6 protein-coding genes are annotated in these 13,524 nt (G+C 39.8%); 3 read left to right on the forward strand and 3 right to left on the reverse strand.

The window, feature by feature from the left end; genetic code table 11:
- Positions 1 to 64: 64 nt before the first annotated feature.
- From fni to mvk, 3 genes are read right to left on the reverse strand one after another with little or no spacing between them, the layout of a single operon-like run.
- On the reverse strand, positions 65 to 1,105 hold the full coding sequence (gene fni, locus ACNAN0_RS06710; RefSeq protein ID WP_230913067.1) for a type 2 isopentenyl-diphosphate Delta-isomerase: 1,041 nt from the start codon (positions 1,103 to 1,105) through the stop codon (positions 65 to 67).
- 52 nt (positions 1,106 to 1,157) lie between these two features.
- On the reverse strand, positions 1,158 to 2,156 hold the full coding sequence (mvaD, locus tag ACNAN0_RS06715; RefSeq protein ID WP_230913068.1) for a diphosphomevalonate decarboxylase: 999 nt from the start codon (positions 2,154 to 2,156) through the stop codon (positions 1,158 to 1,160).
- Complete coding sequence (mvk, locus tag ACNAN0_RS06720) at positions 2,153 to 3,127, reverse strand: mevalonate kinase (protein WP_230913069.1); 975 nt, start codon at positions 3,125 to 3,127, stop codon at positions 2,153 to 2,155. Before mvk ends, mvaD begins: the two co-directional genes overlap by 4 nt.
- Positions 3,128 to 3,232: 105 nt before the next feature.
- On the opposite strand from mvk, the gene ACNAN0_RS06725 reads away from it, so the two are divergent.
- From ACNAN0_RS06725 to ACNAN0_RS06735, 3 genes are read left to right on the forward strand one after another with little or no spacing between them, the layout of a single operon-like run.
- Entirely contained in the window at positions 3,233 to 6,835 is a 3,603-nt protein-coding gene (locus ACNAN0_RS06725; protein WP_230913070.1) for a PD-(D/E)XK nuclease family protein, read from the forward strand.
- Between the two features lie 33 nt (positions 6,836 to 6,868).
- The gene (addA, locus tag ACNAN0_RS06730) at positions 6,869 to 10,627 is read left to right on the forward strand and encodes a helicase-exonuclease AddAB subunit AddA (protein WP_230913071.1); all 3,759 of its coding nucleotides are present in this window, start codon (positions 6,869 to 6,871) and stop codon (positions 10,625 to 10,627) included.
- Between the two features lie 20 nt (positions 10,628 to 10,647).
- The gene (locus tag ACNAN0_RS06735; RefSeq protein WP_230913072.1) at positions 10,648 to 13,458 is read left to right on the forward strand and encodes a helicase C-terminal domain-containing protein; all 2,811 of its coding nucleotides are present in this window, start codon (positions 10,648 to 10,650) and stop codon (positions 13,456 to 13,458) included.
- Positions 13,459 to 13,524: the final 66 nt, after the last annotated feature.

The raw sequence follows: 13,524 nt of genomic DNA on the forward strand, positions 1-13,524 counted from the left end.
TCAAAGAATTAGACGTTAATCGTCATAATTTGAGCGGTTCATTTTTGAATTTTAATAGCAAGTTTTACGACTGGCGCTGTTGCTGAAACAGATAAAGTTCCTGATCGAAATAATGTTCAACTTGAGGCAGTTCTGCGGGTGTCCGCACGCCAAAAGCAACTAACAATAACCGCAGCTGCTCTAACCAAGCGGTTAAAATAGTTTCTGTCTCAGAAACCGTGTGGTGTAACAATAGATGTAATATGGTCCGACTGATACCTACATATTTGGCACCTAGATGCCAAGCCTTCACAATATCTAACGGCTGACGAACACCGCCGGACGCAAAAAAGGTCAAATGCTGGTCTCGTTGAAAAGGCTGACTCTCCAGCAAACTTTTTACCGTACTTAACCCTTGTTCGGCCAAGTAAGCCATATCGTGGTTTTGACGGCGTGCATTTTCAATTTGCACAAAATTGGTCCCCCCAGCACCACCGAGATCAATGTAGCGTATGCCCAATTGTTCCAATTGACTGATGGTCATTTCAGACATGCCAAAACCGACTTCCTTGGCGATAATCGGGACGTCTAAGTGCTGATACTCACGAATCATTTCCGCCCAGTGGAAATCCCGGTCACCTTCAGGCATCACGATCTCTTGTAGGACATTCAAATGCACCTGTAAGGCATTTGCTGCTACTGCTGCTACGACTTGTTTCGCAGCAGCTAAATCTTTACCAGCACCAATATTTGCAAAAATAACTCCCGTAGGATTAACTTTGCGAACAACCGAAAAAGTCTCTAAGCTTTCAGGTTCACTTAAAATAATACTCTCAGAACCAACTGCCATTGGAATCCGTAAATCAGCTGCAATTTGAGCCAATTTTTCATTGATGGCTCCCGTCCGACTAGAACCGCCAGTCATTGCATTGATATATATCGGGGCAGCAATTTTTTGATCAAAAATTGTCGTTTCTAAAGAGACATCTTGAACACCTAACTCTGGTAAGTTGCGAAAAATTAGATGTAATTGATCAAAATCGTTTCGTTGCACAGCATTATAAAAGTGTTCGGCTAAAGCTAAATGTTCATCTTTGCGGTGGGCATGTTTTGTTTCATGAGCCATAGTTATATCTTATCCCTTCAAATTTATGCATGAACACGCAAACCTATGATCCCTATTCCTGGCCAAATTCAAAGTCTGACAATAACATTGCGCCTGGACCTGGCCTGGCCGCAACCATCGGCGTATTTGGTAACAACTCTGTTAAACGAACTTGAAGTGTTTCTAATTCACTGGCACGCCCGATGACTTTCACATTGGGACCCGCGTCCATCGTATAATAACAATCTAAGCCTTCACGACGTACTCGCTGTACCGCTTGTATCGCCTGAATGGTTTCCGGTAAAAAATAAGAAAAAGGTGGTTGAGCCCCCATAGTAGTAGCATGCATTTTCATAGCATTACTCTCAGCTATTTGGCCCAAGGTCACAAAATCATTTTGGGTGATTGCCTGTTTAAGTATGATCATATCTTGTTCACAGGCTTGAATAAAAGCATCATAAAAGGGAGAGGTCGCCACTGTATTAGCCATTTCTTTACGACTGGATATTTGCTTAGGCTGGTCCGAAATAATTAATGCCAACATGCCGATATCCATCGCTACGTGCTGATCAGCTTGTAATGGTTCAGCATAGGAGGTTTGGTCATCATAGCCCTTATGCCATTCCACAAAGCCGCCAAAAATAGAACGACAGGCTGATCCTGACCCACGCCGTGCTAATCGTGATAGGTCACGACTACTAAGTTGTAAGCCGGCAGTGGTGCTCGCGGCTAAGGCAAGTGCTGCAAAACCGGAAGCTGATGATGCTAAACCAGCTGCAGTTGGCACGTGATTTTCACTTTTGACCTTAAAATAGCGTTGTACCCGTGCTCGTTGACGAATCAATTCTAGAAATGCAGCTAAGCGTGTGGTTGCCTTCGGTGCTAATCGCTGTCCATTTAAGATAAATTCATCCTGATGAGCGGCTTCGTCAGCAAAAGTTACTTCAGTCGTGGTATAGAATTGATCTAGGGTCAAAGAAAGTGAGTTAGCATAAGGAATGATCAAAGTCGGATCTTTTTTTCCCCAATATTTAATTAGGGCAATGTTTGTGTGTGCGCGGGCAATTGTCATTTAATACTACCTCTTGCTGATTTTAAAGTATGTATCTCACTCAAAGGCTGGATCCAAGTCTGAGTTGCACCAGCTGTTTGTAGGGCATTGCTTAGTCGTTGTGCTTGGGCAGCTGTTTTAGTTACCGCAATCATGCAGCCGCCCTGACCGCCGCCAGTCAATTTAGCGCCCAGTGCTTGATTGGCTAAAGCAACTTGACACAGTTTATCTAACTGGTTTGAGCTCACACCTAAAGCCTGTAAGTTAGTCTGGGCAGCAGTCAGCAATTGGCCTAAGTCTTCAATATCCGCTTTTGCTAAAGCAATTTTTACTTTTGTTGTAATCGTGCCTAGAGCAGCTAATTTAGGGCGATAATGGTTTGGCATATCTCGAACATGCTGTGCCACTAACCTAACCGCTTCACCGGTCTTGCCCTTAATACCGCTATCTGCAATCACGAGAAAACCAGGTACGTTTAATTTTAGTTCTTGTGGTACTTGTGCTTTCACGAACCAAATTGGCGTTTGGGCACTAGCAGTTGCAGCATCTAAACCACTAGGATTACCATGGATAATATGTTCGGAAAAATTTGCCCACTGTAATAATAACTGATGCGTTAAGGGTTTCTTGAAAAAATCAAACAAACACCGGATAATAGCAATAGCAGTAGCTGCTGATGACCCCATACCACGTTCAGCCGGTAATTGGCTTTTGATCGTCAAATCAAAAGCTTGGTCAACAGCATCAAAATGTAACAGTAAATGTTGTATCAACCGTCGGATACCAGACAATTCAGCAATTGCCCCTTGAATTGGACCATCATAATAGCGCGAATGGATGGTTTGATCCACTTTAGCTGTCCGTATCGTTGCCTGTATCTGCACACTAGGCAGAGGTAAAGCAATTGCCGGGTATCCATAAACGACGGCATGTTCACCAATCAAAATTATTTTAGCGTGACTCGTTCCGAGACCAGATTGCAAGGTACTCATCCTTTCTCATAGATCGCTTTTTCAATTTAATTCTTTTATGAAAATAACTTTGATGATAATGTTTAAAGTAATCCAATAGGTTAAACTGACGCCACAGGAGGGCATATGAGTTTAAATTTTTTATATGGCACAGCTGACAAAGACTTGTATCAAGCTTTGATCGACCAGCTGATCGCTGACCAAAAACAAAATCCTCAAGACCATTTTTTCTTACTTATACCAGATCACATCAAATTTGAAGCTGAAGTCATGACGATGAATCAATTACGTGCCCAGCAAGATAATGAAAGCTATGCAACCAGCAAGGTTCAAGTTTTTTCATTTACACGATTACTCTGGTATTTTCTTAAAGACACTCAATTCTACCAAAAAAATCGATTAAATTCAGCTGCACAAAGTATGATGTTGACGAAAATTTTAAAACAGATCAATCCTGATCTCAAAATTTTTCGGAGCGAACAACAGCAGCCTGGATTTCTAAACGCCTTAGCCAGCCAGCTAGATGAATTACAAAGTACTAACATCTTACCTGATGAGCTTAGCCATTTGGCTGAACAATTGCCACTTAACTCTGATACACAGATGAAGCTGACAGATTTAAGTCTTGTCTATGCCGCTTATCAAGCAGAACTAGGCGATCAATTTATTACGAATGAACAATTAATGAACGCCTTATATAATTATATAAGTACGGCTGATTTAACGCATACCTATTTTTATTTAAGCGGCTTCACTCAAATGACAACTTTAGAGCGGCAGATAGTTGAAGTCTTAAGTCAACACAGTCGCAAAGTTGCGATGACATTAGTGACCGATAAACCAGCGCTTGACTTTAATTTTGAAGCTGATGATTTATTCAACCGTACCAAAAAATTACAAGCTCAGTTGATTGCCTACGCTAAAGCAAATCGGTTTGCTTTTCATAATATCGCTGTACAAACTCAGCGCACGAACCCACAAATTACAGCTATCGGTAATTATTGGCGCCAGCCGCAACAAAAATCGACTGTTTCACCAGAACTTGATTCAGCTTTAACGGTTACCGTTGCAGACAACACCTATCAAGAAATTGAAGCTGTTGCCCTCAAAATCCATCAACTGATCACAGAAGAGCACTACCAATATCGTGACTTTTTAGTTTTAGCGAAACATCTTGAAGCTTATCAAAGTGTCATTCAACCGATTTTTGATCAATTTGAAATCCCTTATTTCGACGATTTACCCATCCCTATGCGCGACCACCCATTATTAGCTTTTCTTACGAACTTATTTGCTATTGACCGTTTTGACTACCGCTATGAAGATTTAATGCAACTATTAAAAACAGAATTGTTGTTGCCAAAACTGTCAACGGGGGATTTTCTCGAAATTTCTATTTTTCGCAATGATTTAGACATTACGGATAATTATCTTTTAGCTCACAACTTGCATAAAAGTGATTGGCTACAGGCTGAAAGTTGGCACTTCGAAGTTAAATCTTTTGACGAAACTGGCACAACCGTTACTGAAGATATTACTAAGACACAAATGATCGAAACCATTCATCAACTCGTACGTCAACAGTTAGAACCCTTTTTTAAAAAACTACATCGAGCTAAAACAGGGCAGGCAGCGGCGACAGCACTATATCATTTTTTACAATCATCAGGCGTTATTCATCAGTTACAACAATGGCAAGCAGAGATCGGTACAACTGGAAGTACTCTGGATAAGAGCAGCCAAGGGTATAATGCTTTTATCGACTTTTTAGATCAATTTGTAGCTGTTTTAGGTGAAGATGTTTTCAATCAAACCGATTTTATGGATTTGTTAACAGCTGCATTTGAAAATACAGATTATGCCCGAATTCCAACCACACTTGATGCTGTCAATGTATCCGAAGTTGGCAAGGTGCAAATGGGCAATCGTAAAATGACTTTTATCATCGGTTTAAACGATCGTAACTTCCCAGAAGTCGCGAAGCCACAAACAATCTTAAACGATGACGATCGTGAAGCAATGAAAGAAGCATCGTCTGAATTTGATGATTTGCCAACATCTGAGATCGTAATGACTAATGAAAATTATCTCATGTATACAGCGTTACAAAATCCTACAGAACGCTTAGATTTGAGTTATGCCAGGGGAGATGATGACACCCAACAATTTGAATTTTCACCATTTGGCACGCGTCTGCAAACACATTTTCATATTGAACCTGTAATTTTTAATACATTATTGCATACTGATCCCAATCAAAATACATTTGAACAATTAATTGGCACCAAGCGCCAAATGATCCATCGATTAGTGCCTATTCTCCGAGCAACTCTGGATCAAAGAAAGCCCGTAGCCAGTAAGGTCCGTTTTTTGATCGACACACTTCAAAAAGACGAAACCTGGGGTCGGCTTGCTCAAAATGTTTTTGCCAGTTTAAACTATCATAATGTACCTGTAAAAGTTAAACCAGCCGTTTTGGACACACTTTTTGGTCAGACACTACACGCTTCGGTATCACAGCTAGAAACTTTTTATCAAAACCCATACGCCTATTTCTTAACTTATGGTTTGCGCTTACAAGAACGAGAGGTTTACGATCTTTCACCAGCAAGTCGAGGCTCTTTCTACCACGAAGTCATGGATACGTTTATCAAATTATTGGCACAAAAGGGGATTGATTTAGCAGCACTTTCTTCAAAGCAAGCGCAAAAGCTATTAAACCAAGTGCTTGATCAAGTATATCAATTACCCCAGTATGATATTTTATCCAGCACCGGACGGATGCATTATATCCGCTACAAACTAAGAAATATTTTGAACTTATCAATCCAAACCAATATTCGTCAAAGCCAACAAAGCAAATTCAAACCATTTTTAACCGAGGTGCCTTTTGGTAATGGCGCCAATCACCTACAAAGTCTAAAATTTCCAGTCGATGCTGATCATGAAGTCGCCGTCCGCGGCAAAATAGACCGAATCGATACCGCTGAAACTGAAAGTGGCCGTTACTTTAATCTCATCGATTATAAATCTAGTGCTCACAGTTTAGAATTGCAAAAAATTTACTATGGTCTATCGCTGCAGATGCTGACCTATGTTCAAAGTATTCTGAATAATTTGCCACAATTAAATTTAACAGATGCTAAATTTGCCAGTGCTTTTTACTACCACTTGCAAAACCCAACTTTCTCAGAAAAAAAAGTGACCTTCCCAGTAACGCCAACAGAACTAGAACAACTCCAATTATTAGCCTTTAAATACCAAGGTATCATGCTCAGCGAACCAGAAATTATTGAAGCAAATGACAATCAGATTTCAGGTAGTTCAAAAATTATACCGGTTCGGCAAAAAAAGGACGGCAGCTACACAACAACTTCATTTAGTTTGATTACCGAGCACCAGCTAGAAACTTTGCTGCGTTACAATGCCCAAAAAATTCAAGCAGCTGCCCAAGATATTTTTGCCGGCCAATTTCCATTACGTCCGGTACGTCAGTCAAGACAAGAAAATGCATTAAAATATAGTCCTTACTTAAATATTTTCCAATTTGACGCCATGTTACCAGAAAATAATTATTTGGATCTGCAAAAATCAAATAAACGGAGTCAAGCTGATACTGACTTTTGGTTCCGAAAAATTCAGGCACAATTACCAGACACCAAAATTCATGATAAAAATAATGATGACGCTGATAGCAAAAAAAATGAAAATGACAGACCCAAAGCCTAAGGTACTGCACCTAACCACTTCAAGGAGGTTCTGATGGTTCAATTCACAGAAGATCAACAAAAAGCAATCAATCATACGGGTCATGATATTTTAGTTTCAGCATCAGCTGGATCCGGAAAAACCGCTGTTTTGGTCCAACGCGTCATTCAAAAGGTCCTTACCGGCACTGATGTGGATCAATTACTCATCGTGACATTTACACGTTTGGCTGCTCAAGAAATGAAAACTAGAATTCAAACCGCTGTCGAACAGCAAATTCAGCAATTAACGGCTAAAGAACAATTGACTCAAGCCGCACAGAAAAAGCTACACCACTTTCGTCGGCAAATGAATCGTCTTAACTTAGCAAATATTAGTACGATTCATGCTTTTTGCGAACAAATCATTCATAAATTTTATTATTTATTAGGCATCGATCCCGAATTTACGATTCTTGAAGATGCTGCCCAAACCCAGTTATTAAAACAAAGCGTGTTTGCAACGATTCGCGAAGCTTATTACAACGCTGATGACGAAGCTTTTTTCAAATTGACTGAAAATTTTTCTAACGACCGTGATGATAATGGCTTAGAGCAGATGATTTTTGAACTTTATGACTATAGCCGTGCCTTCGCTGATGATCGGCTTTGGCTCAAACATTTAGTTGATGCTTATCAACTAAAAATACCTATTTTATCAAACCGGCTATTCACAGCAACCATTTTGCCGCACCTTCGTGACTGGATTCAGACACAAACAGCTGTATTCAAACAACTACAATCACAAGTGGCGGCAATTGATGCCTCTAAGTATCAGGACTTTATTAATCAGATCTTGACTGCTTTGAACCAGATCAATAACACAACCGAACAGATCGATTACAGTGTGCTCAAAACCAGCCTTGATGGCTTATTGCAGGTGCCTAATCAACGCCGAGGCACTAAATTGGCTAAAGCTTACCCCGAAGAGACTGAACAAATCATCAATGCTTTTAATGATTTAAAGACGCAGCTGAAGCAGCAATTTATTGAGCCTTATTTCAGTCAAACGGAAGATGAAATCGTAAAGACCACCCAAGTTGCCTTAAAATTAATTAAAAAAATGCAAACAGTGCTCTCAAAGTTTGGCATTGCCTTCCAAGCCGAAAAAAATCGGCGCAATCTCATTGATTTTAGTGATTTAGAACACTTAGCCTTTGATTTACTCAATTATCAAGATGAACAAGGGCAGTATCCTGTTCAAGCATACTATCAACAACGCTTTTCAGAAGTGTTGATCGATGAGTACCAAGATATCAACCCCTTACAAGAATCACTATTATCATTGGTGGCGCACCATAAGCCAGGTAACCGTTTCATGGTAGGGGATATCAAACAATCAATTTATGGCTTTCGAATGGCTGACCCAAGTCTATTCGCCCAAAAATATCAGCAGTACCCGCTGGCAACAAATGAAGCAGTTCAACTACCTGCAGAAAAGATCGTGTTGGCGGATAATTTCCGTTCGAAACACAACATCACTAATTTTGTAAACTATATTTTTAGTCAATATATGGATGAAGCGTTAGGTGACATTGCTTACGATCAAGCAGCACAATTACATTACGGTGCTAAGTACTACGATCAAGATAGCGACCAGCCTGTTGAGGTACTACTACAAACAGCAGATACTTCAGATCACTCGATGGCCGGTCAACTTGATGCGGTTTCAGATGCCTCAACGTCGGGTAGCATCTACCTAATGGCACAGCGAATTCAACAAATGATCGCTCAAAAAGAAACCATTTACGATCCGACAACACAGACAAGTCGACCAATCAAATATAGTGATATTGCAATTCTAGTGCCAACTCGAAATGATAATCTGCAAATTATTGATGTTTTCAAACAACAACAAATTCCGTTAATCGTTAGCGATACCCAAAATTATTTTCAAACAACTGAACTCAGAATCATGATCGCGCTACTACAAATCATTGACAATCCCGACCAAGATATTCCCTTGGTGGCTGTTTTACGTTCACCGATTGTCGCTTTAGATGAAAATGAACTGGGGTATATTCGAGGTAGTGCCAGCCAGCCAAAACTATCTTATTATGCTTGTTTGCAAGAGACCCTCGCAGAGCAACACTTCGATCCTGAAATTTGCCGACCCGACTTTTTAACAAAATTAAATCATTTTGCTGACCTATTGACGCATTATCGAAGCTTAGCCAAACGCAGTCAATTGGCAGACTTAATTTGGGAAATCTATAATACAACTGGATTTTTAGATTATGTTAGCGGCATGCCTTCGGGACCACAACGAGCAGCTAATTTAAATGCACTCTATACACGTGCGACACAGTATGAGGCGAACGGCTTTAAGGGACTATTTCAATTTATTAAATTTATTGAAAATATGCAGGCCAATGATAAAGATCTCGCTGAGCCTGATGTTCCCAGTGAAACAACAGAAGCGGTCCAAATTATGACCATTCACAAAAGTAAGGGGCTTGAATTCCCAGTTGTTTTCGTTTTTGCGCTGGAGCATACCTTTAATCAAAATGAACTACGTCAAAAGTATATTTTTGATCAGCAGTTGGGTATAGGTATTGACGTATTGACTGAAGAGCGTATCAAAGTCAGCACTTTACAGAAAAATCTCATCAAACTATCCAAAAGTAAACAGCAGCTTTCAGAAGCATTGCGTTTACTTTATGTCGCTGTTACGCGCGCTCAGCAACGGCTGCTATTAGTTGGTGATGTGAAAGACTCTCTCGATAAAATCGCTGCTAGTTGGCAGAAAAGTGCGTCTACAAAAGACATTAAACTACCTTTAAATCAACGTTTTGCAGCCCGCTCTTTTCTAGATATTATTGGACCGTCTCTGGTTCGCGGTGTTGACCTGCCAGCTTTTGCAGCCACATATCAACCACAAATTTTTAAGAACTTACCTCATGAGGTCATCGTGACAACTTCGCAAGCAGCAAAAGGAAAGCCACGAGACACACAAACAACTAAAAAAAATGAACCGGATCCAGTGCCTCAAGAGCACACATCCGTAACCCCTGATTTTTTAAATTTAGTTGAGCGACGCTTCAACTATCATTATAATAATCTATTAGCAACACAAACAACGGCATATCAATCTGTTTCTGACATTAAACGTCAATTTGATGACCCTGATTTAGAGCAATTAGTGCCGTTAACAGCAACAGAAATGGCGGCTCAGCAACTGACCATCATACCGACAGCTGCTGAAACCGAAACATCAACCACAAATAACTTTAATGAACCTACCTTTTTGAAGCAGAGCCAAATTACGCCGACACAATTAGGTACTGCCACACATTTGGTTTTTCAAAAACTAGACTTGACTCAGCCAATCACGCCTACTTTTGTCAAGGAAACAATCGCTCAATTAGTGGCGCGTGAATTACTGACGGCTGCTTTAGCAGAACACATTGATATTGAAGGTATCCTTGCTTTCTACAATACAGATCTTGGTCAAGCCATCAGAGAAACACCAGAACAATTCTATCGTGAAGTAACTTTTTCAATGGTTTACCCTGCTCAGCGCTTGTTTGCTGGCGTTAAAGCTGACCCCCAAAACAATGTCTTGATTCACGGGATGATCGATGGTTATTTGATAACAGCTGACGGCGTTATTTTAGTGGATTATAAGACCGACCACAAAAAGGCACTTGACTTAGCACATGACTATCAAGGACAATTGAATCTTTATGCCCTAGCTCTCAAACAAATGCTCAACCGTCCAATAGCCCACAAATACCTTTATGGTCTTATTCATCGACAATTGATCGAAATATAACAACAGAAATGGTGTAAGACATGTTTGAACAACATCAGATTTTTTCAATAGTAGATTTGGAGACGACTGGTACAAAGCGTAATGAGGATCAAATTATTCAATTCGGCTGTGCGCAAGTTCAACATGGCAAAGTAGTAAATACGATCTCACAGAATATTCAGCCGACAATTGCAATTCCCCCAGCCATCACTGATTTAACTGGTATCAATCAAGCTCAAGTCCGCGAAGCTCCAACCTTCGCTGAGATTGGTCCAGCCTTGCATAATATGTTGATGGATACAGTTTTCGTTGCCCATAATGTTAATTTTGATTTTCCCTTTATTAATCATGCGTTTGAAAGTATTGGTCTACCAGCTCTAGATATTCCAGCAATTGATACCGTTGAATTAGCACAAATTTTATTACCAACTGCAGTCAGCTTCAAACTACAAGATTTATCCAGTCTTTTGTCCATCACTCATAAAAATCCACATCATGCGGATAGTGATGCAATCGTTACAGCCAAACTTTTTATTACATTAACCAAACGCTTACGGCAACTACCAGGGGCTGTTTTAGATGAATTGGTACGTTTGGGGGATTTATTATCTCAGCAAACTGGTAAGTATATTCAATCGATTCGTGATAATCAAAAACGTGTGCCACTACCCAATTATTTGCACGAAACCCATGGTATAATCCTCCGCAATAAGCCACAAGTAACTTCCAGATCTTTAAAACCTTTAGGAACTTATCCAAAATCACCGGCAGCCAAGAAAAAACTCTTATTACCCATTTTAGAATATCGCAGCAGTCAGGCAAAAATGATGAATCAGCTCCACGACTTATTGTCTTCACAGGCCTCAAGATTACCTTTGATCATTGAGGCACCAACAGGAAGTGGTAAAACCCTCGGCTATCTATTGCCAAGTTACTTTGCTATGGAAACAGGGCAGCAAGTGGTCATTAGTACGGCAACTACAGTTTTGCAAAATCAGCTGCGCGATCAAGGTATTCCGCTAGTAGAGGAACTACTCGGCACTAAAGCTGCGGTAGCGCTAATTAAGAGTGCACGCCATTATTTGGATTTAGATGTCTTTTGGCAGACATTGCAGCTGCCTTCAATGAATCGTCCGACGCGCTTATTACAAATGCGAATTTTAGTTTGGTTAACTATGACCAAAACGGGGGATCTGTCAGAACTACAGTTAACTAAAAACCGGAGTCATTTTCTCAATCGCCTAGTAACCACAGAGGTAAATGCCAAAAGTGAATTTGGTAACGATAATTTCTATAATTATGCTGTTTTACAGGCTCAAAATGCCGAATTAATCATTACGAATCATGCTTTTTTACTGCATCATGAAGCCTTTGACTCAATTAAAACTCATAGTGCGTTAATTATTGATGAAGCTGATGCTTTTATTGATCAATTGGAACACTTTAATAAATTTAATACAAACTTCAAACAATTTATTGAAATCTCACGTGATCTGCAGAGCGTTAAAAGTCAGTTACAAAGTAAGTTAACGGATATTTATCCAGCAGTTTCGAAAATCAACCGAGCCTATGATCAATTAGAACAGATTCAAACGCAAATCAATGCTTTGCAGCAGGTCTTTTTTGCAAGTTACATCGAAGATAATGTACCACGCGCCAAACGTTCAACCCCGATTGACATTACGATTGATTTGCATAATTTAGATATTGAGACTTATATCAAACCACCATTAGCAATTATGGCGACTGCCATTCAAAAATTACCAGTTAATTTTGTTCAAGCTTTAAATCAGTTGACAAATATGCAAGCTCATTTTGATAAGGCTACCCAAAATCTATTTGATCGTGTTTACAGCTTAATAGGGGACTTTGTCACGGCGGCACAACAGCTCCAACGTTTTATTGCCATTTTTAACTCTGGTACTTTTATTGACCAAGGCACCATTTTGTCAATGCGACAATACACAGATGTTAAATCTCTAGAGATTGCAGTTGAAAACTTTGATAATCAAAAAACAGTAGCCAAATTATTTGCCGCCTTTGATCATGTTGCTTTAACAGGTGCAACCTTAACATTTAACCACCGTTTTGATTATTTTATTTCTCGTTTAGGCTATGAATTCCAAAAAACTGATACATTACAAACAGCTGAACCAGCATTCAAAACTTTAAAAGTTGCTTCTGCTTTTGATTTTGCCAACCAAGCCAAACTGATTACACTAACAGATAGTCCTGACATTAAGCAGACAAATAACAGCTATCTTGCGGACTACATTACGACTGTCTTAAATCAAATTGGAACCTATACTGATGGTAAGGTACTTGTTTTATTTAATGCTTTAGATTTGGTCAAACAAACCTACTATATTTTGAAAGATACACCTTTTGGCCGACAGCGGGAATTATTGGCACAGGGGATTACCGGCAGTAATGAAAAACTACTTAAACGCTTTATGATCAATGATCAAGCCTTGCTTTTAGGATCTAATGCGTTCTTAACTGGTATTGATTTACCAGGTGACATGTTGCAACTCGTCATCATGACGCGTTTGCCTTTTGAGTCTCCAGACCAGCCCGAGGTAAGACTACGTTATGATTGGTTAAAACGTCACGGTAAAAATCCATTTAGAACTGATGCTTTGCCCAGAGCAGCCATGCACCTCAATCAAGGCTTTGGCCGCCTCATTCGGACCAAGACTGACCGTGGCATCATGTTAGTATTAGACACCCGGCTAAACAGCACCCATTATGGGCAACAAATGTTGCGGTCACTGCCTAAATCTTTGCCAGTTCTTGCAATGCCCTTACATGAAGCTGTGGCAACGATTCATAATTTTTTTGCACGATCCTAATATAAATTAACCAAAGCATCATATTTTTCGGTATAATAACTACTTGTGTAATGAACTGCATTAGAT

The organism is Agrilactobacillus fermenti (assembly GCF_047943045.1).
GTDB lineage: Bacteria > Bacillota > Bacilli > Lactobacillales > Lactobacillaceae > Agrilactobacillus > Agrilactobacillus fermenti.